Source organism: Sphingomonas cavernae (genome assembly GCF_003590775.1).
Classification (GTDB): domain Bacteria; phylum Pseudomonadota; class Alphaproteobacteria; order Sphingomonadales; family Sphingomonadaceae; genus Sphingobium_A; species Sphingobium_A cavernae.
Genome location: NZ_QYUM01000004.1, coordinates 949,513 through 970,791, shown reverse-complemented (window position 1 = coordinate 970,791; position 21,279 = coordinate 949,513). Strand labels below are relative to the sequence as shown.

Here is a 21,279-nt window from a genome sequence, read left to right as displayed (position 1 = left end):
CCCGGGGAGGAACTGTGCGATTACGCTCCCACCGGCTTCCCGTCGGTGCGGCGCACGACGACGGTCGACGAGCGCGCCTGCTTGCCGGCCTCGGGCCAGTTGCTCGTGGGGTGTTGGATGTTGACGAAGAAGGCGGTGAGATCGGGGGTGTAGGCAATTCCCGTGATCTCGCAGCCAGTCGGGCCGACGAGGAAGCGCGTCGACTTCTTCGACGTCTGGTCGATATAGAACATCGCGTTGTTCCCGAAGGCCTGATCGATCGTCGTACCGGCGAGGCCCGAATTGCCCGGCACCGAGTGATCGGTCTGCACCCAGAGGCGGTTCTGCGGATCGATGCGGATGCCATCGGCGCTCGAGAAGGTGTCGCCGACGATGTTGCCCGTCAGATTGGCGCCGCCAGCCGCCAGCGAAGGATCGCCGGCGAGCAGGAGGATTTCCCAGGTGAAGCTGGTGGCGAGCGGCGAGTCGTTTGCTTCCTTCCACTTGATGATATGGCCGTGGAGGTTGCGGATCCGCGGGTTGGCCGCATCGACAACCTGACGCCCCGAATTGTTGGTGAGCGTGCACAGGATCGACTTCTTGTCGGGTGCGACCGTGATCCATTCGGGGCGATCCATGACCGTGCCGCCCGCGACGCGCGCGGCGGCCTTGGTATTGATCAGCACATCGGCCTGGTTGTTGAAGTTGACGGTGGCCGGGGTCGTCGCGCCCTGCGAGGTGTTGCCCGGATCGACTGCGCCCGCGACGAGGCCGTTCTTGCCATGCGTCAGTTCGCGCCACTCGCCCGTGCCGTTGGCGTTGAAGCGCGCGACATAGAGCGTGCCATTGTCGAGCAGATCGGTGTTGGCGGCGCGGTTCGAGGGCGCATAGGCGCGGCTGGGGATGAATTTGTAGATGCAGCCCGGCGTGCCGTCGTCACCCATGTAGAAGGCGATGCGGTTGTTCTGGTCGGTCATGAAATCGACGTTTTCGTGATCGAACCGGCCCATCGCGGTGCGCTTGGTCGGTTCGGCGAGCTGACCCTGCGGGTCGATTTCGACGACCCAGCCATAGCCCTGGGCGGGCTGGGTGGGATCGAGATAGTTGTCGGTCGATTCCTCACAGGTGAGGTAGGTGCCCCAGGGCGTCGCGCCGCTCGCGCAGTTGTTGAGCATGCCTATGACGGTCGAACCAATCACACCCGAGGCAGGGCCCCCGACGCGGTAGACGGTGTTGCCGGTGTAGCGCTTGTTGTACGTCGAATCCTTTGCGACCGACCATTTGCCGTCGCTGGCCTTGCGGACTTCGATCACCGATATGCCGACCGCCGAGAGAACGATCTTGCGCTGCTCTGTGGTGAGGGTCGCCGGGTTCGGGGTCGTGCCGGCCGCGACCCCGGGAAGGAGGATGTTGAAATCGGGAAGCTCGTGGTTGATCGCGAGCAGCCCGCCCTCATTCGGAAGGATGTGCGGCAGCGTGAAATAGTGCATGCCGTCATGATTGCCCCCCGCGACCTTTTCGGTCTGATCCGACGTCAGAAAGGCGCCCTGCGACCAGGCGGTCGCGCCCGGCACAACCGCATCCCCCGCGGCGAACAGCGTTTCGGCGACATAGCCATCGGGAACGGTGACCGCGTTGGCATTGGTCTTCGCCACGGGCTTGAACTCGACCGCGAAGCTGGTCGGGGTCGGGGTGGGCGTGGGCGTCGGGGTGGGTGTCGGCGTGGGGCCGCCGTCATCACCGTTGCACGCCGCGAGCAGCGAGGTCGCGCCAAAGGCATACGCGAGCGACAGGCCGACACCCTGCTTGAGCAGTGTACGGCGCGCGGGGTTTGCGGCGACGATTTCTTCGAGCGAATTGCCGGGAACGTTGATGTCGGGATTGGCTTCGCGCTGCGCCGCGCGGGCTTCGTCCGTGAGATAGGACATGAAAATCACCCCTCTAGTGACTGGCTGGATTCGGCTGCTGCGGTCTGCGCCGCCGTAAGGGCCGCTTAAGGGGCGATGATGACTCTCCGCCGAAAGGACGATGACGATTTCATGTCATTTCAAATGGTTGATTGTCACAAAAAAGGAGCCGGCCCCCGTTTGGGAGCGCATGGGGGCCGGCAGGGGGGCTATTTCGGGGTCAGGCGATTTCCAGCCGGCCATTCATCCGGATGGGCTGGTTGAGATTGAAGAAATTGGGTGACGTTTTCATGACGGCCTGGTGGATCGCCTCGAATTGTTCGGGCGTGCCGGGGCCGGCGATGCGCACAGTGTAGTCGATCTGCCGATAGCCCGGCGGAACATCATCGTCGAGGCCGAGGAAACCGCGCAGGTCGAGCGACCCGTGGGTATCGATCTCGACCGAAGTCAGTTCGATGCCGTGGAGCGCGGCGTTGGCGACATAGCCCACCATCATGCACGCGTTGAGCGCGGTCATCAGCAGTTCCTGCGGATTGGGAGCGCTGTTGCCCCCGAGAAGTTCGGTCGGCTCGTCGGCGACGATCTTGAAGCGGCGTTCGACCTTCTGGCCGGCAATCTCATAGCCTTCGATCACCGACTCGCTGCGCGTCTGACCCGTCCAGCGCGTGGTGACGCGGAAGCTGACCGTCGCATTGGCGGAATCGGCACGAATCTCTTCGACCATCGCTTCGAGCGCATCGAGATCCAGTCCGTTGACTTGGTTGCGGGTCATGGTTTCGGTCATGACGATTCTCCTTCGTTGATAATCGGGTTGTCAGGCGAAAACGGGTGCGATCTCTTCGATCCGCGCGCGCGCTTCGGGCGACAAGGTGCCGAGCGTCGCGCGGAACCTGGGATGCGCCATCCCCGATCCGAGATAGGTCCACCGCATCGCCTGGTGCTGGTGCGCAAGGAACGCTTCGCGCCCGGCGGGGTCGAGCACGCGTCCCGACGCGCGCTCGAACGCATCGAGATTGAACCGCGTCTGCGTCTTAAGGCCGGCGTCGAGATACGCGCCGATTTCAAGATACTCGTCGATCGCATAGGCAATCCCGCGTTCGTCGCGGCCCTGCGCAAGCGCCTTCACCATCAGCGTGTCGAGCCGCGCATGCTGCGCCTCTTCCATCCAGTGATGCTTCAGGAGACTGCTGAACAGCGGATCGAGCGCGTCGTCGTCGCGGACGCTGTCGACATAGTGGCTCTGCGTCATCCATTCGATCTGGAGGATGACGAGCGCTACCGCGAGCGGATCGTGCCGCAACACCTCGGCGGCCACCGCCTCGGCAGGGCCGATGACCGCGCACTCGGTACCGAAGTCCCGAACAAAGGCCTCGTGAAAGCGCTTGAAGAGCTGGATGTGCTTGGCTTCCTCGCCGGCGAACTGCAGCAAGGCGCGCACCCGCCAGTCGTTCCCGCTCAGATGTGGGCGGGCGTGATCGAGCACGAAGGGCAGGATGAACTCCTCCACCAGTCCGAAAATGCTCAGATATTCATGGCCGCGGATCTGGTTGAGGATGAGCTTCTCGCTTTCCGAAAGCCCCTCCATGGCCGCGGTGCGCGCGAGCGCCTGGGGCATGAAGGGACGGGAAAAGTCGAGCGCGGCATCGGGGCCGATCACATCGTCGATCTGCCAGGTTGCGCGCTGGGACGCCGACAGGACAGCTTCATAGCTGAAATGCTGGTACATCGGGGGGCTCCTCGTCCAACGTTCAGGCGAAGGGGGCTGCGGCGCTCGACAAGGCGATCACGCTGCAGAACATGGCACACAGACTGACGGCGATCATCCGCAGCATTGCGTTGTTATTGGCATTCATCACTGGTCCTCCACATTCGGCCGGGCCTGGCCGTGCGGCGGAGATGCCCCGGCGCTGTGGGAAGCAGTGTGGGAAAATACGTGTGAATTGCCGTGCACGGCAGCAAAGGTTAAATTTCTACGCATGGGAGTTGCGAGCGAACCGTCAGCGCTCGATCTGACGCTGCTCGGCGCGATGGCGCTGAGCCAGGCCGGGGAGGACGTGCCCCTGCCCGCGTCGAAAAAGACGCGCGCGCTGCTTGCCTATCTGGCGACGAGCGATCGTCCGATCCGGCGCGAGCGGCTGTGCGAATTGTTCTGGGAACTTCCCGATGATCCGCGCGGCGCGCTCCGCTGGAGCCTTTCCAAACTGCGCGGTGTGATCGAGCTCGATTCGAGCACGCGGCTGATCGCCGACCGCGAAACGGTGCAGCTCGACTGCTCGGCCGTCGCGGTCGACTGGCGCGCGCTGCGGCGCCTGTCTGCCGAGGACATCCGCAAGACCGAGACAGCGACACTGCTCGCGGCGGCCGCGCGCGGCGGCGAATTTCTCGAAGGGCTTGAACTGCCGCGCTGCGATGGCTTTCAGTCGTGGCTGGTGGCGATGCGCGGGGACGTGCGGCAGTGGCGCGTTGCGCTGCTGCGTGAGACCGCGCGGCGCCAGATCGATCCCGAACGTGCACTTGAGCTCGCGCGCGAATGGACAATGCTCGATCCCTATGACGCGCTGGCGCGCGTCGCGTTGATCGAGCTGCTCGAGCGGACCGGGCGGCGCACCGAGGCCGATCAGCAAAGGGCCCTGGGGATCCGCAAGCTCAACGAAGGCGACGTGCCGATACCCAATGCGATGCGCGGCGCGGCGCGCCCTGCCGAAGCTGCGGTGGAGACCGAGCCTGAAGCGACCCCGGCGCTGCCCATCCAGCATGTCCGCTTTTGCACCGCATCGGATGGCACGGGGCTCGCCTATTCGGTGGTCGGTGAAGGGCCTGCGCTGGTGAAGGCGGCCAACTGGCTCAATCATCTCGAATATGACTGGGACAGCCCCGTCTGGCGGCACTGGCTTCACGCGATGATCGAGCATGGCTGCGTCGTGCGGTATGACGAGCGCGGCAACGGGCTGTCCGACTGGAACACGGCGAGCATCACCTTCGAGGATTTCGTCGACGATCTTGCGAGCGTCGTCGACGCCGCGGGGCTCGACCGGTTCGACCTGCTTGGAATTTCGCAGGGCGGGAGCGTCTCGATCGCCTATGCCGTGCGTCATCCCGAGCGCGTCCGTCGGCTGGTACTGTACGGGGCCTATGCGACCGGCTGGCGCGTCCGTGCGCAAGCTGGCGAGATCGAGCGGCGCGAGGCGATGCTGACGCTGACGCGCGAGGGCTGGGGACAGAACAATCCCGCCTTTCGGCAGATGTTCACCTCGCTCTTCTTTCCCGACGCCTCGCATGAGGAAATGGAGTGGTTCAACGAGGTGCAGCGAATGAGCACCTCCCCCGCAAATGCCGAGAAGCTGCAGCTTGCCTTCGGTGCGATCGACGTACGCGAACTGCTGCCAGAGGTCCGTGTGCCGACCATCGTGCTTCATGCGCGCGATGACGCGGTCGTCCCGTTCGCTGCGGGACGAGCGATTGCAGCCGCGATTCCGGGCGCTGAGTTTGTCGCGCTCGAAAGCCGCAACCATCTGCTGCTCGAACATGAGCCGGCATGGCCGAAATTGCTCGAAAGGCTGCGCGAGTTCCTCGCCTGAACGGCATCATGGCCGAAAGCGTCCGATCGGCGCGAAATCGAACACTCTAATTGCGCGGGCGTTCCAAAAGGAGGATAATCCTGGCGAGTCGCGGAAGGTGGAGGAACGCTATGCTGTTCGCCATCATTGCCCCCGCCAATGCACACTCGCTCGAGCTGTGCGGAATTCTCGATGCGCTGGCCGAAGCCAACATGATGCTGCCGCAGCAGCGCCAATATGAAGCCGTCGTCCTCGCCGAACAGGCTCAGGCCATTCCGTGCCAGTCGGGGATGCGCATTATTCCCCACGGGATCCTCGAAGATCTCGATGGCCCTGCCGACACGCTGATCGTGGCGGGCGCCTATGGCGTGCCTTTTCCGGCATCGCCCTCGGCGGCCGACTGGCTGCGGCGCGAGGCGAAGGCTGCGCGGCGTTACGGATCGGCCTGCACGGGCGCGTTCTGGCTCGGCGCGGCGGGGCTGCTCGACGGGCGGCGCGTGACCACGCACTGGGCCTATGCCGCCGAGCTTGCGCGGCAATTCCGCAAGGCACGCGTCGAAGCGGACCGGATCGTGCTCCGCGATGGCCGCCTTGTCACCGCGGGCGGGGTGACCGCGGCGATCGACATGACGCTGGCGCTGATCGAGGAGGACCATGGCCATGCGCTCGCCCTGTGGGTCGCGCGGCGACTGGTGACGTTTCTCAGGCGCCCGGGAGGGCAGGCGCAATACAGCGTCAACCTCGCCGCACCCGCTGCGCTGCGCGAGAATATCGAACGCGTGCAGATGCGGGTGCGCAACCATCCCGACGAAAATCACTCGCTTGGGGCGCTCGCCAGGCGCGCGGCGATGAGCGAGCGCAACTTCTCGCGCGTGTTCCGCCGCGAGACCGGGATGAGCGCCGCCGACTTCGTCGAAAAGGCGCGGATCGACGCGGTGCGACGCCTGCTCGAATCGGGCCCGCCCAGCGTTGACGCGATCGCGGTCAAATGCGGCTTTTCGGGCCAGGACGCGATGCGCCGCGCCTTTGTTCGCCAGATGCAGGTGACACCGGGCGCATATCGCCGCGCCTTTCGCTCCGCGCTGGAAGGCGGCCGGAACGCCTGATGCCAACTCCTTGCGGCCGCACCTGTTTTCGGAGGGTGTGGCATATCTGCACTAGTGTGTGAAATTTTCTTGCGTTGTCATCGCTGCGCAACATTTTGGGCTTCTAGGGGCTCCGGTTTTGCTGCAGTGCAGCGCCAGAACAAGGTTGCATTTGTTGCAAGCGGCGCGAGTCGCAATAGGGGGAAATACATGAAGAACCGTCTTTACCTCGGGCTGGCTGTTGCCGCCCTTGCTGCTCCAATGGTCTTCCCGTCCGCGCCGCTGCAGGCGCAGCAGATCACTTCGGGTGTCGAGGGTGCGATCGCAGACGACAGCGGCGCGCCGATCCCGGGCGCGACGGTCGTCATCACCGATACGCGCACGGGCGCGAGCCGCACCGTGGTTACGGGTGCGAGCGGCAGCTTCAACGCTTCGGGCCTGACGGTTGGCGGTCCCTATACCGTCACCGCGACTGCTGAGGGCTATGAAGGCCAGACCATCGAGAATATCTCGCTCAACCTGCAGGGCAATGCGAGCCTCAAGTTCGCGCTGACGACCGGCGCGGGCGAGATCGTCGTGACCGCGGCGCGCGTGAAGCTGAGCCAGGTCGCCGTCGGCCCCGGCCAGAGCTTCTCGACCGAGATTCTCCAGAACACGCCGAGCTTCAATCGCGACGTTCGCGATGTCATCCGGATGGATCCCCGCGTCAGCCTCGACCGCGACGATGGCGGCTCGGGCCAGGACCGTATTTCGTGCCTTGGCGGCAATGATCGCGGCAACAGCTTCACCGTCGACGGCATCAGCCAGGGCGATATCTACGGCCTGAACGACACGGGCTTCTCCTCGCGCAGCTCGACACCGATCCCGTTCGACGCGATCCGCGAGACGCAGGTGCAATTCGCGCCGTTCGACGTCGATTATGGCCAGTTCACGGGCTGCGCCATCAATGCGGTCACCAAATCGGGTACCAACGAGTACCAGTTCGGCGGCTTCTTCGAATATTCGGACGACGGCATGCGCGGCAACAAGGTCGCCGGCAGCAAAGTGGCACCGGTCGAGCCCGAGAAGCGCTGGGGCGCCTATCTGGGCGGCCCGATCATCAAGGACCGGTTGTTCGTCTTTGGCGCCTATGAGCATCACGAAGCCGGCCAGTCGCAGGACGAAGGCCCCACCGGCGCCGACTATCCGATCGAGATGCCCGGCGTGTCCAAGGCGCAGTTCGACGCGATCCGCGAAGTCCTGAACCGCGTCTACAAGATCGACACCGGCGATCTCGTCTTCAGCCGCCCGTTCAAGAACGACCGCTATTTCGTCCGCGGCGACCTTCAGATCAACGACGATCATCGCTTCGAGGCGACCTATCAGCGCCTCGAGGAATCGACGATGCGCGCGGACGATCTCGCGACGACGGGCACCTTCGCCAACACCGCGGTCGGCCGGAACACCTTCTATCTGAGCGGCACGAAGTCGAACTATTATTCGGCGCGCCTCTATTCGCAGTGGAGCGATGCACTGCAGACCGAACTGCGCTATTCGCGCTCCGAGGTCCGTGACGTTCAGGATCCCGTCGGTGGCGGCGAAGCGCAGTCGGGCAACCCGATTCCGCGCATCGTCGTGGGCGTCGACAATGGGGCCACGGGAACGCCCGGCGCCGTCGAAGCGGGCCCCGGTTTCTCGCGCTCGGCGAACGACCTGCGCACCAATGTCGACCAGTACCGTGCGGTCGCCAAGCTCGACGCGGGCGATCACCAGATCAAGGTCGGCATGGAGCTGAACCGCGCTAGGCGGCGTGGACGAATTGGTTGACGTGGACGGTGTGGGTTGATTCAAGGCTGCCTTTTGGAGGCAGGTTTGAGCCGGGGCGATCTGAGCGAAGCAGAATGGCGCGTTCTGAAGGGTCTGCTGCCGATCGAGCCAGAGAACCGAGGGCGCGGCCGCAGGCCTGAGCAGAATCTCTCGATAGTCAACGGCATACTCTGGCGGCTGCGCTGTGGGACTGCTTGGCGCGATGTCCCGCCAAAATACGGCAATTGGAACACGATCTACCGGCGGTTCCGTCGTTGGAGCGAGGCCGGGGTCTGGGAGGCCGTGTCGGTGACGCTTGCCGAGATCATGGCCGACACCGGACACTACAGCATCGACAGCACCACCCTTCGCGCCCATGTCTCGGCAGCGGGCGGAAAAGGGGGACTTGTCGACGCGCTCTTGGCCGCTCGCGGGGCGGGTTCACCAGTAAGCTTCACTGTCTGGCTGATGCCCGAGGACGCCCCGTCGCCTTCCACCTGACTGGTGGTGAAGCCGCCGACTGCACGGCCTATGACACGCTGATCCGCCTGCCGGACCGCGCTCCGGCGGCTCTGCTGGCCGACAAAGGCTACGACACCAACGCCATTCGCGCCGATCTCGCGAGCCGCAGCATACAGGCTGTCATCCCGGCGCGCTCCAATCGCCGAGAAAGGATCGAGCACGATCGGCAGCTCTACAGGCAGCGAAACGGCATTGAGCGAATGTTCGGCAAGCTGAAAATCAATCGTGCCGTCGCCACCCGCTACGATCAAACGCCCTCAAGTTTCCTCGGCATGGTCCATCTCGCTGCCATCCGGCTTTGGATCAAATTCGTCCACGCCGCCTAAGCTGTTCAACCTGTTCGTGCAGAACGCGACGGGCACGCTCAGCTTCCGCAACATCGCGGATCTGGAGGCGGGCCTGCTCTCGCCGGGCCGCGGCGACAACAACACGACCAACAGCGCAGCCAATGTGGTGAACGGGCAGGTCGAGGGCGCGTTCGGCAACTTCTCGTCGACGGGCGACGTCAATGCTGCTGCGGCAAACTTCAGCCGCGACATCTGGTCGATCTTCGCGCAGGACGACTGGAAGATCAACGATCAGCTCAGTGCGGTCGCGGGCGTTCGAGTGGACTGGTACGATGGCGGCGCGCCTGCGCTGAACCCGCTGTTCGTCCAGCGCTACGGCTTCACCAACACCACCGGCTTCAGCAATCTCGACCCCGTCGTGATGCCGCGCGTCGCGTTCACTTACGATCTGAACGACTTCGCGGTCTTCAGCCGTGCGCAGGTCCGCGCGGGCGTCGGCGTCTTCTCGGGCGGCGATCCGGTCGTCTGGTTCGCCAACGCCTTCCAGAATGACGGTCGCGGCTTCTCGCAGGGCTCGACGCAGGACCCAGCTTGTGGCCTGGCGACGGGCCAGCAGCTCGATGTCGTTGTCAACGGTCAGTTCACCGGTCTGCCGCAGTGCATCGTGACCTCGGGTTCGGCAGCCGCCGCGCGCGGTCAGGGCGACACCCAGTCGATCGATCCCAACATCAAGATGCCTACGGTCTGGCGCGCCAATCTCGGCTTCTCGTCCGAGCTGAACTTTGCGGACACCGGCTTCTTCAGTGGCTGGCAGCTCAACCTCGATTACATCTACAGCAAATACAAGAACCCGCTGACGATCGTCGATCTGTCGCAGGTTCCTGACATCACGAAGGGCCTCAACGGCTTCTCGATCGATGGCCGTCCCGTCTATGCGGCGATCGATCCGACCCGCGCGGGCTGCACCGCCAAGTTCGTCGGCGTCAATCCGAACCCGACCTACGCCAACGTCAATGCGGCCTGCTTCGGCACGGCGCGCGACGACGAGCTGATGCTGACCAATGCGGGCAGCTATCGCAGCCAGATCGCGTCGTTCATCCTGTCGAAGAATTTCGACGGCGGCGTGTTCACGGATGGTGGTTCGACGTACTTCAGCCTCGGCTATTCGTACACCGACTCGCAAGACCGCCGGAACATGTACAACTCGACCGCGGGCTCGAACTTCGACAACAGCGCCGCGTTCGACCGTCAGAACCCGGATGCGTCGCGCGGCTTCTTCGGCAGCCGTCACAACATCACGATGCAGACGAGCTTCAAGGAGGAGTTCTTCGATGATCTCGCAACGCGTCTGGGCATCACCTTCGTCGCGCGTTCGGGGCGGCCCTACAGCCTGACATTCTCGGGCGGCGGTGTGTTTGCCGACAGCGTTTCGGGTAACGACAATGCGCTGGCCTACATCCCAACCGGGATCAACGACCCCAATGTCGTGTTCGTCGATACGCTGTCATCGAGAGGCGCTGTCGTTCGGACTGCAGCGCAAAATGCGGCCGATCTGGATTCCTTCATCGGCGGGTTGAAGTGCGCGAACAAATATCGTGGCCGCTCCATCACGCGGAATACCTGTTCCAATGACTGGTATTTCGATGTCGACCTGACCTTCTCGCAGGAACTTCCGGGGCCGGGGCGTCTGTTCGGTCGCAAGGACAAGCTGAAGCTCTACGCCACGATGGACAACTTCCTGAACTTCCTCGATTCCGACTGGAACGTTCAGCGTCGTCGCGCTTTCACCGGTCTCCAGGACATCGCCACGGCAGGTCGCGCTGCGGTCACCCAGGGCACTGTCACGCCGGTGTTGCCGGGTGTCGACGCGCAGGGCCGCTACATCATCAGCGGGTTCACCGGCAACACCTTTGCGGCGGACAACCAGATCAACTTCAGCTCGTCGGTCTGGCGTCTGAAGATCGGCATCAGCTACGACTTCTGATCGCGATCAGAACCCAAACGAACAACGCCGCCGTCCCCCAAGGGGCGGCGGTTTTGTTTTGGGCTACTCATCATTCGTCATGCTGAACTTGTTTCAGCATCCGCGCGGAAAGGCCGGCACTGACGGACAGATCGCATAGACCCTGAAACAAGTTCAGGGTGACGGCTGAGATTTCCGAAGCCCCTAAGCCGCGTCGTCGAGGGCGCGGGCGTAGAGGCTCTGTTTGGGGCGTTCGAACAGCTTCATCACCATCGGTTCGAAGAAGCTCAGGGGCGCGCTGTCGTAAGCGGGATCGAAGGCCGACTGATCGTATTTCTCGCAGAATTCCGCACAGGCCTGGAAATGCGGATGGCCGCGGAAATTCTCGCGAAGATCGCGGTCCATGCCGAGATAGTGGAAGAAATAATAGCCCTGGAAGATACCGTGCTGCGCGGTGATCCAGTGCAGTTCTTCGGAGACGAAGGGCTTGATGATCGCCGCGGCAATGTCGGGATGGTTATAGGCGCCCAGCGTGTCGCCGATGTCGTGGATCAGCGCCATGACGACATAGTCGTCGTCGCGGCCGTCGCGGTGCGCGCGCGTCGCAGTCTGGAGCGAGTGCTGGAGCCGGTCGACGGGAAAGCCGCCATAATCACCGTCGAGCAGCTTCAGATGATCGAGCACGCGCTTGCCGCCATTCGCGGCGAAGGGGCCGAAATGGCTCGCGATCTTCATCCAGTCTTCCTGCGTGCCATTCTCCATCGCGGTGAATTGCGCGCGGTCGTGCGTCTCGAGCGTCATGGCATCTCTCCGGTGTGTTTTGCGGAAGAGGATAGCGCGAGCCGCGTCAGGTTGCAAAATGCGACCTTTTGCGCCGCTTGTTCCACAGCCACTCGCCCGAAAGCGCCGCGAGCATCGTCGCGCCGGTGAGCGGGAAGAGCGCGCCCAGCGCGAGCATGATCGCCGCCACGCCGCGGGTCCGCGCCGGATCGCGCGCGGGCGGAGGGGCGGCGAAGCGGCGCTTCCACCAGAGGATCGGCGCGCTCGCGGCGAGCAGCAGGATCGCGATGCAGCCGGCGAGCATGACGAGGCGGTTGGGCTCTCCATATTGTTCGCCCTGATGCACCGCGATGCCCCATTCGATGGCCTTCGCGCCGCCGCCGAAATTGGCCCAGCTCGCGTCCTGCAGCACCTTGCCCGACGCCGCGTCGACATAGAGCACGCGCGTGTCGGCGGTCCTGGGGCTGGCGTCGGTGACGAGCCAGGGCGCACCGGGGGCGGAGGGCATCACCATCGTCCAGCCCGGCCCGATGCGGTGCGCGGCCGCGATGGCGGCGATCTGGTCGGGGCCAATATGCCCCTCGCCATGACCGTGCGGGGCAGGAGTCGCCTGCATCGACCAGGGCAATTCGGCCGAGGCATGATGATCGCGGTGTTCCCAGGGCGCTGGGCCGGGGGCGGCGGGGCGGCCCATGCCCGTCGCGCTGACCGCGCCCTGCAATTGTTTCCCCCAAAAGCCCGACCACGGCATGCCCGTGACGGCAAGGAAGAGGATGACAGCGCCCGCGATCGCGCCCGTAGAAGCGTGGAAATCACGCCAGAACAAGCGTCCCGTGGGCTTACCGCGCAGTGCCAGCGCCTTCTGGCCCGCGCGCGGCCACCAGAGGTAGAAGCCCGTCAGGCACAGCAGGATCGTCCAGCCCGCGACGATCTCGACCAGCGCATTGCCAACGGGGCCGGTGATGATCAGGCTGTGCAGCTCCTTGACGGTCTTCATCACCCCGCCCTCCGGGATGTTTCCCATGACGAGCCCCAGCGCTGGATCGACGAAGACGGTGCGGCGTTCGCCGTCGGCGCGCTCGACGGTCATCTGCCAGCTCGCGGTGTCGTCGGCGGGCCGAGCGATGCGCGTGACACGGCCCTTGGCCTGGAGGCCGACCGACTCTGCCATTTCACCGAGCGGGATCGGATCGCCGGTATATTGGCGCTCGGTCCAGGGCCCATAGACCGCGCGCTCTATCTCGGGCTTGTAGAGATAGAGCGCGCCCGTCGCCGCCATCCAGACGAGCACTGGCAGGATGATCAGCCCGGCATAGAAATGCCAGCGCCACACGGCGCGGTAGAGGGCGGCGGTGTCCATGGTTTACGTCCTCCCTCAGAAGCGCGCGCGCACGCCGCCGTAAAAGGCGCGGCGTTCGACGGGATAGTAAATGGCGGAGGCGGGCGTCGCGACGACGACAGCGGAGATGTCGCCGATCGCCTTCTCGCCCGTCAGGTTGCGCGCATCGAAAAAGAGCGTCAGCCCTTCGCGGATATTGGCCTCTGCGCCCAGACCGAACATCGTATAACCCGGCGCGCGCGTCGAGTTGACATAGTCGGCCCATGCGCCCGTGGGGGCCCATTCGATATTGGGCGTGATCGCGAAGCGATCGGTGCCGAGGCGGAGGTCGGCGCGGTACAGGTGCTTCGGGATCACAGGCAGGCGATTATCGCGATAGACCGCGTCGTTCCTGAACGCGAAGTCGTTGAGCTGATAGACCTGCCGCAGCGTGGCGAAGGGCGCGAGACGAAGGTCGAGCCCGGCCTCGATCCCCTGATGCCGTGTGCGATCGGCGTTGAAGGTCGATGCGGGAATGACGCCGGGGACGACCGAATATTGCAGCAGCTCGCCTTTGATGTCCGACCGGTAGAGCGTCACGTCCCATGAGGCGATGCCGACCGTGCCGCGCGTGCCGAGTTCGAAGGTCCAGGCGCGCTGGGGGTCGAGATCGACAAAGCCGGTGAGCCCGCCGACCTGGGTCTGCGCCAGTTCGTTGTAGCCGGGCAGTTCGGCCGAACGGCTGTAATTGGCGTAGAGCTGGACGGCCGCCAGCGGCTCGAAAAGAACGCCGAATTTGGGGGCGAAGGTGTCGAAGCTGGCGCTGCCGCTAAGCAGCGGGTTGGTGCGGTTGTCGATCGTGCGTTCGCCATGTGTGTAGACGCCGCCCGCGATCAGGCTGAGCGTGGCCACTGGCTTCACGCGCAACTCGGCATAGCTGTCGATGGTCTGCGCCTCCTGCCGCGCGAAGGAGGTGGGAGCGCCGCGATTTCCACCGACATTGACGAACTGGCGCGCATCGACATGGCCGAAGCGCGCGGTCGTGCCGAGCAGCCCCTCGACCGCTACGCCGCCGATCGCGCCCGACAGGTCGAGCCGGGCATAGGCGCCATAATCCTCGGACTTCTGGTCGATGACCTGGAAGATCGGGTGGAACAGATCCTTGCCGCTGTAGAACACGCCGCCTTCGAGCGTGCCGCTGCCAAGGTCGAGCGTGGTGCGGTTCTGGAGGCGGATCGAGTCGATGTCGCGTTCCTGATCCTGCACGATGTTGATCGCATTGGACTTGCGCGGATTGGTCAGCGCATCGGTGAGCGTCAGCGCGCCGGGAAGGTCCTGATCGATATGACTCAGCGTCGCGTAGAAGCGCGTTTCCGCCGTATCGGAAAGGCGCAGGCCGACATTGCCGTTGAAGCGGAGCGAGTCGCGGCTTGCGTGCATCCGGTCGCCGTCGGAGCGGTCGGTCGTGATCGCCGCCCAGACATCGGCGCGGTCATCGGCATAGCCAGCGGCGGCTTTCGTCCTGATCGTATCGAAGCTGCCGCCATCGACGCGCAGCTCGAAGCCGGACGCGGTGCGGCCTGTGGGGGTCACCGCATTGATCCCGCCGCCCAGCGTGGAGCTGCCGAAACGCAGCGCATTGGACCCGCGATATACCTCGATGTGCTGGAAGATCTGCGGGTCGAGCTCCTGAAAATCGCCGTTATTGTCGGCGAGATTGATCGGAATGCCGTCCTGCAGCAGCGTCAGTCCGCGCATATGGAAGCCGCGGCTGATCCCCGATCCGCGGATCGAGAGGCGCACCTCCTGCCCGAAGCGCGGCTGGGCATAGACGCCCGGCGAAAAGGCGAGCGCGTCGCGCAGCGAAACGGCGACCTTGTCCTCATATTCGGGAGCGGCGACGGTGTCCGCGCCGCCGGACGTCCGCGCGACCTCGGCCGCGGCTTCCTCGATTTTCTGACCGGTGACGACGATCGGCCCGGTGTCGTCGGCGAAGGCGGGCGCGGGAACGATAAAGGCAATGAGCGACGCGCCCGAAAGCGCGCGGATAAGCGATGTCATGGGAAATCCTCTGAAAACAGGTTCGGCCCGGAAAGCCGGACGAAATCGGGTTCAGAGGATTGCGGGCGGTCCTGTCGCGGGGGGCGGCGGCGCAGCGAGGCCCCGGCCGATTGCGACCGCGGCGGGCAGCGCGATTGCTGCCGCCGCGACGAAGAATATCGGCGCATCCAGAGCGATCGCAGGCGCCGCGTCCAACGCAATGCCGAGGCCCGCGAAAGAACAGGGCTGATCGGTTTTGGGCTCGGACTTTTGCGGCGCCTTGTCCTGCAGCGTGCCGTCCTTGCCGACCCATGCCTCGACCATGCCCTGGCCGGTGCACAGCGTGATCCGCATTGCGCCATCGGCGCTGGTGGAGGGCATCCATCCCGCGGGTACGAGGATGCGCAGCAGGAGTGCGCACGCGACGATCCAGAGCGCCAAGGCTCTGTTATCCCCCGTCAGTCGTGCGCGGATCGCGTGCATGGCGCGGGCCTATGCGCCTCAAAGTCGAGGGACGCAACGGCTTCCCGTGCGCTGCACAATCGAATATGCGAAAACCATGGCGCGCATTGGCCTTATCGAAAAGCCGTTCTTCGACGACAAGAACCGGGCATTCTGGAACCTCCAGTCGGGCGGCTGGGCGGGCTATCTGATGCTGCGCGCCATTTCGGGGTTTTCCAACGGCTTCCCGCTCGAATTTCTCGTGCCCCTGCTGATCCATGTCGTCACGGGCTATTCGCTGACGCTGATCCTCGCGGTGATCTACCGGCTTGTCATCAATCAGGCGCGTATCGTCACCTGGGGCGTCTCGGTGAGTGCGGTTCTGGTTGCGACATTGCTCTATGCGACGATCGACGCCTGGGTGTTCTCGACGATCAACCGGCCGACCACGCCTTTCGGGACCAATGTCATCATCGGCATGCTGTTCCTCGACCTCACCATCCTCGCGGCATGGTCGTCGCTCTATTATGCGATCAACTTCTACCTGATCGTCGAGGAGCAGGCCGATCAGCTCGTCAAGCTCGACAGCCAGGCCAGCGCGGCGCAGCTCGCGATGCTGCGCTATCAGCTCAATCCGCACTTCCTGTTCAACACGCTCAATTCGATCTCGACCTTGGTGCTGCTCAAGCAGACCGAGCGCGCCAATGCGATGCTCTCGCGCCTTTCCTCCTTCCTGCGCTACACGTTGGCAAATGAGCCGACCGCGCAGGTGACGATCGCGCAGGAGGTGGAGACGCTCAAACTCTATCTCGAGATCGAGAAAATGCGCTTCGAGGATCGGCTGCGCACGCATTTCACGGTCGATGAGCGCGTTTCAAAGGCGCGGCTACCTTCGCTGCTGCTTCAACCACTTGTCGAGAATGCGATCAAATATGCGGTGACGCCGCAGGAAGAGGGCGCGGATATCTCGGTCGACGCGCGGCTTGCCGGAGATCGGGTGCAGATCACCGTGTCGGACACGGGGCCGGGGTTGAACGGTGCCGTACTCAGGCCCAGCTATTCAACTGGAGTGGGTCTCGCTAACATACGCGACCGGCTCGCCCAGGCGTTCGGGCCCGAGCATCGATTTGATGCAGGCTCGAAACCAACGGGCGGGTTCAGCGTTGTCATCGAGTTCCCATTACTACTGGAAGAACAGCCGAAAGTGGCCGCATGACGATACGTACCATTCTGGTCGATGACGAACCCCTGGCAATTCAGGGACTTCAACTGAGACTGGAAGCTCATGACGATGTTGAAATCGTCGATACCTGCCTGAACGGCCGCGAGGCCATCCGCTCGATCAAGACCAACAAGCCCGATCTGGTTTTCCTCGACATTCAGATGCCCGGCTTTGACGGCTTTTCCGTCGTGCAGGGGATGATGGAGGTCGAGCCGCCGCTGTTCGTGTTCGTCACCGCCTATTCGGACCATGCGATCCGCGCCTTCGAGGCGCAGGCGACCGATTATCTGATGAAGCCCGTCGAGCCCGAAAGACTGGCTGACACGCTGGAACGCGTCCGGCAGCGACTTGCGGAGAAGCGCGGGCAGGAAGAGGCCGAAAGGCTGAAGGAAGTGCTGACCGAGGTCGCGCCCGAGGCGGCGGAATCGATGGGCGAAAGCGGAGACGCGCACGCGTCGAGCCGCTACGAGAAGCTCATCAACATCAAGGATCGCGGGCAGATCTTCCGCGTCGATGTCGATTCGATCGAACGCATCGACGCCGCGGGCGATTACATGTGCATCTATACCGGCGACAACACGCTGATCCTGCGCGAGACGATGAAGGATCTGGAAAAACGCCTCGATCCGCGCCGTTTTCAGCGCGTCCACCGCTCGACGATCGTCAATCTCGACCTCGTCAAGCAGGTCAAGCCGCACACCAATGGCGAATGCTTCCTCGTGCTCGATTCGGGCGCGCAGGTGAAGGTGAGCCGTTCGTACCGCGACGTGGTGGCGCGCTTCGTGCATTGAAGTCGGGTTATCCGCTCATCCTGAGGAAAGGCTGAGCTTGACGAAGCCTTGTCTCGAAGGACGTAATGGACCGTCCTTCGAGATGCCGTTTCGACTTCGCTCAACGGCTCCTCAGGATGAGCGGCTCAGGTTCCCCTGCCTGCCGCGTTACCAGCAGCGCTATGCCGATCGTCAGCAGCCACTGTAATCACTCGCGGTTCATGGACGATCCAATCATGCCTCGTCCTCCTTCTTTGGCGGCCGGCCCCGCGGGCGTTGTTCAGGGGCGGCGACCTTCACCCCGCGGCGCGCCAGCGCCTCGCGCAGCAGCATCTCGATCTCCGCGTTGACGCTCCTCAGATCCGCCGCCGCCGCGCGCTCGAGCGCCGCGAACAATGCGGGCTCGAGGCGCAGCGGAAACGCTTTTTTGGGAGGGGCGGCCAAGCTGGGCGCCCTTACTGGTAGAGCGTTCCGGCGTTGACCACCGGCTGGGTGTCGCGCTCGCTGCACAGCACGACCATCAGGTTGGAAACCATCGCCGCCTTGCGCTCGTCGTCGAGGTGGACGACGTTCTTGGCCGAAAGCTGTTCCAATGCGGTCTCGACCATCGTCACCGCACCCTCGACGAGCTTCTTGCGCGCCCCGATCACCGCTTCGGCCTGCTGGCGGCGGAGCATTGCCTGTGCAATCTCCTGCGCATAGGCGAGGTGGGTGAGGCGGCATTCGTCGATCGTGACCCCCGCGATCTGGACGCGTTCCTGCAGCTCGACGCGCAACTCCTCGCTGACATGCTCAGCGTCGCCGCGCAGCGTCACTTCCTTGTGCTCGATATCGTCATAGGGGTAGCGCGAACCGATCGCGCGCACCGCGCTTTCGATCTGGATGTGAACGAATTCGCGGTAATCGTCGACGTCGAACAGCGCCTGCGCGGTGTCGGTGACGCGCCACACGACGTTCGAGGCGATCTCGATCGGGTTGCCGCGCAGGTCGTTCACCTTGAGCTTGTCCGAAGTGATGTTGTGCACGCGCACCGAGATCTTGGTCCGGGTCAGCCAGGGCAGAACCCAGCGCAGGCCGGCGTTGCGGTCGGTGCCGCGATAGTCGCCGAACAGCAGGATCGCGGCGGCCTGATTGGGCTGGATCAGGTAGAAGCCGCACAGAATCAGCGTCATCGCAAGCACGCCGACCGCAAGAACCGCGATGACGGCGATGTCCTTGTGACCACTGGTGAGCTGAATGATCGCCCAAACCGGCGCCGCGATCGAAATCAGCAGCAGGAACAGCATCAGATAACCGCTTTGCGTACTGGCCACGCGCTCCTGGCTGGCGTTGAGCGATGCCGGTGAGTTCCCCACTGTCATATTGTCCTCCGTAATTATGATATCATCATTATATCGGAGAATGGTTCGGTCAAGCGCAATCGGAGGGCACGGCCGTCATGCTGAACTTGATTCAGCATCCATGAACACGGCATTGCCCGAACTTGCGCCGTCCGTGTTCATGGATCCCGGATCAAGTCCGGGATGACAAAAAAGGTGATGGCGTCGGCGGTGCATGAAAAAGGGCCGCCGGAGCACTACCCCGACGGCCCTTTCGCAATTTTTCGACGTGCTTACTGCACCGTCACGGTCACCGCGCGGCGGTTGCGTGCCCAGCTTGCCTCGTCGGAGCCGAGCGCTTCGGGGCGTTCCTTGCCGTAGCTGATCACCGAGATCCGCGAAGCGGGAATGCCCAGCGAAACCAGATAATTCTTCGCGGCATTGGCGCGGCGTTCGCCGAGCGCGAGGTTGTATTCGCGCGTACCGCGCTCGTCGGCATGTCCTTCGATCGTGGCGCGGACATTGGGAAATTGCTGCAGCCACTGCGCCTGGCTCGACAGCGTCGCCTGATCCTCGGCGTCGATGTCATACTGGTCGAGGCCGAAGAAGATCTTGTCCGAGCTGACCTTGGCGAGGAAATCGGCCTGCGATCCGGGGACGGGCGCGGTGCCGACGCCCGATTGGTCGCCAGTGTCGGGCTGCTCGGTCGCGGGCGGCGGGGGAAGCTGCTCGGGCGCCTTCTTGGCGCACGCGCCGAGCGCGATGAGGCTCGCGGCGAGGATGATCTTGCTACCCAGACGGGCCATTTCTTTCTCCTTTTACTACAAACAAAATTACCCACCTGTCGCGGGCCTTGGTCGGGCGAAATCATTACGGGGTCAACCCGAACCCCGTATTTTCGTTCCTTGCTTCAGGGAAGAATCGGTCCCCAGGCGGGGTCCGAGCCGTCCACCGGCGTCGGGATCTTGCGTTCGTTGACCCCGGTCAGATCGACCTGCCACACGCTCGACGTGCCGCCGCGCCCTTGGCTGGTGCGGAAGAACTGGATGACGCGGCCATTGGGCGACCAGGTCGGCGCTTCGTCCTGCCAGCTATTGGTCAGCAGCCGCTCGTCGCCGCCACCCGGCGTCATCACGCCGACGCGGAAATTGCCCGCCATCTTGGTGAAGGCGATCAGGTCGCCGCGCGGGCTCCATTCGGGCGTGGCGTAACGCCCGCCGCCGAAGCTGATCCGCCGCTGGTTCGAGCCATCGGCGTTCATGATGTAGAGCTGCTGCCCACCCGAACGATCGCTCTCGAAGACGATCTGCGAGCCGTCGGGCGAAAAGCTGCCACCGATGTCGATGCCCGGTGCGGTCGTGAGCCGCCGCGGCGAGCCGCCCGTCACCGGAATGCTGTAGATATCGGTATTGCCGCCCGTCGCCATCGAGAACAGGATCGTCCGGCCATCGGGCGAAAAGCGCGGCGCAAGCGTTGCGCCCTGTGCCTCATAGACCAGCCGCTGCTTGCCCGTGCCGATGTCGTAAACGAACACGCGCGGGCGGTTGTTGAGATAGCTCAGGTAAACGATCTGCTTGTAGTCGGGCGAGAAACGCGGGGTCAGCGCGATCGCCTGGCCATTGGTGATGAAGCGGTGATTGGCGCCGTCCGAATCCATGATCGCGAGGCGCTTGGTGCGGTTCCCCTTGGGACCGGTCTCGGCGATGTACGCGATGCGGCTGTCGAAGAAGGGGCTTTCGCCCGACAGGCGCGCATAGATGGCGTCAGCGCATTTGTGCGCAGCACGGCGCCAGTCCGAGGGCTGGACGACAAAGCCCTGCCGCGTCAGTTCGGAACGCAGCGCGACGTCGTAGAGATAGCAGCCGACGGTCAGGTTGCCGTCGCCGTTGGCGCGGACAAAGCCCTGGACGAGTGCCTGCGCGCCCGTGCCGGGCCAGTAATCGAACTGCGGTGCGGTCACCTCGGGAAAGGTGATGCCGCGCACCTGTGCCGGCCCGATCGGCCGGAACAGCCCGCTGCCGCGCAGATCCGAAGCAACGACTTCGGCCACCTGCCTGCCGAGCGCGTCGGTGGTGCCCGCCGCGGTCGGCGCGCTCTGTGGCGTCGGCATGGCGGGGATTGCAATGATCAGGTCATTGCCGCTTTCGTCGGTGACATCGACGCTGAGCTGTGCCGCGGCCGGCTGGATTGCGGTGAGCAATGCGGCCGCGATCAGGGTTCCGGACAAGCTAAAAATCCCCACGCCGTTCGTCCCGAGTAGCCGTCGAGCTTGTCGAGACGGCGTATCGAGGGAGCCACTGCGGC

18 protein-coding genes and 1 pseudogene are annotated in these 21,279 nt (G+C 64.1%); 8 read left to right on the top strand and 11 right to left on the bottom strand.

Annotated elements, in window-relative coordinates; genetic code table 11:
* Positions 1-20: 20 nt before the first annotated feature.
* The 3 genes from D3876_RS19940 to D3876_RS19930 all read right to left on the bottom strand — a co-directional run bounded on the left by D3876_RS19940 (position 21) and on the right by D3876_RS19930 (position 3,612).
* Positions 21-1,907 (bottom strand): PhoX family protein, encoded by a 1,887-nt coding sequence (locus D3876_RS19940; RefSeq protein ID WP_119765485.1) that lies wholly within the window; start codon positions 1,905-1,907, stop codon positions 21-23.
* Positions 1,908-2,106: 199 nt separating this feature from the next.
* On the bottom strand, positions 2,107-2,670 hold the full coding sequence (locus D3876_RS19935; protein WP_238475462.1) for an OsmC family protein: 564 nt from the start codon (positions 2,668-2,670) through the stop codon (positions 2,107-2,109).
* 30 nt (positions 2,671-2,700) lie between these two features.
* A complete protein-coding gene (locus tag D3876_RS19930; RefSeq protein WP_119765483.1) occupies positions 2,701-3,612 on the bottom strand; it encodes a diiron oxygenase in 912 nt (303 codons plus the stop codon).
* A gap of 250 nt (positions 3,613-3,862) precedes the next feature.
* On the opposite strand from D3876_RS19930, the gene D3876_RS19925 reads away from it, so the two are divergent.
* The 6 genes and pseudogenes from D3876_RS19925 (at position 3,863) to D3876_RS19905 (ending at position 11,106) form a co-directional block, all read left to right on the top strand.
* Positions 3,863-5,464: a bifunctional AfsR/SARP family transcriptional regulator/alpha/beta hydrolase gene (locus tag D3876_RS19925; RefSeq protein ID WP_119765481.1), complete on the top strand. Its 1,602-nt coding sequence runs from the start codon at positions 3,863-3,865 to the stop codon at positions 5,462-5,464.
* Positions 5,465-5,574: 110 nt separating this feature from the next.
* Positions 5,575-6,549: a GlxA family transcriptional regulator gene (locus D3876_RS19920; RefSeq protein WP_119765479.1), complete on the top strand. Its 975-nt coding sequence runs from the start codon at positions 5,575-5,577 to the stop codon at positions 6,547-6,549.
* A gap of 189 nt (positions 6,550-6,738) precedes the next feature.
* Entirely contained in the window at positions 6,739-8,334 is a 1,596-nt protein-coding gene (locus D3876_RS19915) for a TonB-dependent receptor (protein WP_147417694.1), read from the top strand.
* A 15-nt stretch (positions 8,335-8,349) separates the two neighbouring features.
* Positions 8,350-8,559: pseudogene (locus tag D3876_RS20970) on the top strand (transposase); the annotation flags it as partial.
* Positions 8,529-9,161 carry an IS5 family transposase gene (locus D3876_RS19910; RefSeq protein ID WP_338014295.1) on the top strand — a complete coding sequence of 211 codons (633 nt, stop codon included), beginning with the start codon at positions 8,529-8,531 and terminating at the stop codon, positions 9,159-9,161. The pseudogene D3876_RS20970 and the gene D3876_RS19910, both read left to right, overlap by 31 nt.
* Before the next feature lie 16 nt (positions 9,162-9,177).
* Positions 9,178-11,106: a TonB-dependent receptor domain-containing protein gene (locus D3876_RS19905; RefSeq protein WP_119765475.1), complete on the top strand. Its 1,929-nt coding sequence runs from the start codon at positions 9,178-9,180 to the stop codon at positions 11,104-11,106.
* A gap of 183 nt (positions 11,107-11,289) precedes the next feature.
* Here D3876_RS19905 and D3876_RS19900 read toward each other — a convergent pair whose 3' ends face one another.
* Genes D3876_RS19900 through D3876_RS19885 form a run of 4 tightly spaced genes read right to left on the bottom strand, consistent with a single transcriptional unit; the run spans position 11,290 to position 15,664 of the window.
* On the bottom strand, positions 11,290-11,886 hold the full coding sequence (locus D3876_RS19900) for an HD domain-containing protein (protein ID WP_119765473.1): 597 nt from the start codon (positions 11,884-11,886) through the stop codon (positions 11,290-11,292).
* 46 nt (positions 11,887-11,932) lie between these two features.
* Positions 11,933-13,225 (bottom strand): PepSY-associated TM helix domain-containing protein, encoded by a 1,293-nt coding sequence (locus D3876_RS19895; RefSeq protein ID WP_119765471.1) that lies wholly within the window; start codon positions 13,223-13,225, stop codon positions 11,933-11,935.
* 15 nt (positions 13,226-13,240) lie between these two features.
* Entirely contained in the window at positions 13,241-15,244 is a 2,004-nt protein-coding gene (locus tag D3876_RS19890; RefSeq protein ID WP_119765469.1) for a TonB-dependent receptor family protein, read from the bottom strand.
* 51 nt (positions 15,245-15,295) lie between these two features.
* A complete protein-coding gene (locus D3876_RS19885) occupies positions 15,296-15,664 on the bottom strand; it encodes a DUF2946 family protein (RefSeq protein WP_238475461.1) in 369 nt (122 codons plus the stop codon).
* A 118-nt stretch (positions 15,665-15,782) separates the two neighbouring features.
* Here D3876_RS19885 and D3876_RS19880 point away from each other — a divergent pair, with 118 nt between their 5' ends.
* Together D3876_RS19880 and D3876_RS19875 are read left to right on the top strand one after the other, a co-directional pair.
* The gene (locus D3876_RS19880) at positions 15,783-16,880 is read left to right on the top strand and encodes a sensor histidine kinase (RefSeq protein WP_119765773.1); all 1,098 of its coding nucleotides are present in this window, start codon (positions 15,783-15,785) and stop codon (positions 16,878-16,880) included.
* Positions 16,877-17,677, top strand: a complete 801-nt coding sequence (locus D3876_RS19875) for a LytR/AlgR family response regulator transcription factor (RefSeq protein ID WP_119765465.1) — start codon at positions 16,877-16,879, stop codon at positions 17,675-17,677. Before D3876_RS19880 ends, D3876_RS19875 begins: the two co-directional genes overlap by 4 nt.
* Before the next feature lie 213 nt (positions 17,678-17,890).
* Here the strand turns inward: D3876_RS19875 and D3876_RS19870 are convergent, their stop codons facing one another.
* The 4 genes from D3876_RS19870 to tolB all read right to left on the bottom strand — a co-directional run bounded on the left by D3876_RS19870 (position 17,891) and on the right by tolB (position 21,202).
* Positions 17,891-18,100: a toxin-antitoxin system HicB family antitoxin gene (locus D3876_RS19870; RefSeq protein WP_119765463.1), complete on the bottom strand. Its 210-nt coding sequence runs from the start codon at positions 18,098-18,100 to the stop codon at positions 17,891-17,893.
* Positions 18,101-18,111: 11 nt separating this feature from the next.
* On the bottom strand, positions 18,112-19,017 hold the full coding sequence (locus D3876_RS19865) for an SPFH domain-containing protein (RefSeq protein WP_119765461.1): 906 nt from the start codon (positions 19,015-19,017) through the stop codon (positions 18,112-18,114).
* A 251-nt stretch (positions 19,018-19,268) separates the two neighbouring features.
* Positions 19,269-19,781: a peptidoglycan-associated lipoprotein Pal gene (gene pal, locus D3876_RS19860; protein ID WP_119765459.1), complete on the bottom strand. Its 513-nt coding sequence runs from the start codon at positions 19,779-19,781 to the stop codon at positions 19,269-19,271.
* Between the two features lie 104 nt (positions 19,782-19,885).
* The gene (tolB, locus tag D3876_RS19855) at positions 19,886-21,202 is read right to left on the bottom strand and encodes a Tol-Pal system beta propeller repeat protein TolB (RefSeq protein WP_420801982.1); all 1,317 of its coding nucleotides are present in this window, start codon (positions 21,200-21,202) and stop codon (positions 19,886-19,888) included.
* Positions 21,203-21,279 lie beyond the last annotated feature (77 nt).

Bases quoted from the DNA above. Each gene is read 5' to 3' on its own strand.
- D3876_RS19920 (WP_119765479.1), top strand. From the start codon at position 5,575: ATGCTGTTCGCCATCATTGCCCCCGCCAATGCACACTCGCTCGAGCTG.
- D3876_RS19940 (WP_119765485.1), bottom strand. From the start codon at position 1,907: ATGTCCTATCTCACGGACGAAGCCCGCGCGGCGCAGCGCGAAGCCAAT.
- D3876_RS19930 (WP_119765483.1), bottom strand. From the start codon at position 3,612: ATGTACCAGCATTTCAGCTATGAAGCTGTCCTGTCGGCGTCCCAGCGC.
- D3876_RS19935 (WP_238475462.1), bottom strand. From the start codon at position 2,670: ATGACCGAAACCATGACCCGCAACCAAGTCAACGGACTGGATCTCGAT.
- D3876_RS19880 (WP_119765773.1), top strand. From the start codon at position 15,783: ATGGCGCGCATTGGCCTTATCGAAAAGCCGTTCTTCGACGACAAGAAC.
- D3876_RS19890 (WP_119765469.1), bottom strand. From the start codon at position 15,244: ATGACATCGCTTATCCGCGCGCTTTCGGGCGCGTCGCTCATTGCCTTT.
- D3876_RS19865 (WP_119765461.1), bottom strand. From the start codon at position 19,017: ATGACAGTGGGGAACTCACCGGCATCGCTCAACGCCAGCCAGGAGCGC.
- D3876_RS19900 (WP_119765473.1), bottom strand. From the start codon at position 11,886: ATGACGCTCGAGACGCACGACCGCGCGCAATTCACCGCGATGGAGAAT.
- D3876_RS19925 (WP_119765481.1), top strand. From the start codon at position 3,863: ATGGGAGTTGCGAGCGAACCGTCAGCGCTCGATCTGACGCTGCTCGGC.
- D3876_RS19915 (WP_147417694.1), top strand. From the start codon at position 6,739: ATGAAGAACCGTCTTTACCTCGGGCTGGCTGTTGCCGCCCTTGCTGCT.
- D3876_RS19895 (WP_119765471.1), bottom strand. From the start codon at position 13,225: ATGGACACCGCCGCCCTCTACCGCGCCGTGTGGCGCTGGCATTTCTAT.
- pal (WP_119765459.1), bottom strand. From the start codon at position 19,781: ATGGCCCGTCTGGGTAGCAAGATCATCCTCGCCGCGAGCCTCATCGCG.
- D3876_RS19875 (WP_119765465.1), top strand. From the start codon at position 16,877: ATGACGATACGTACCATTCTGGTCGATGACGAACCCCTGGCAATTCAG.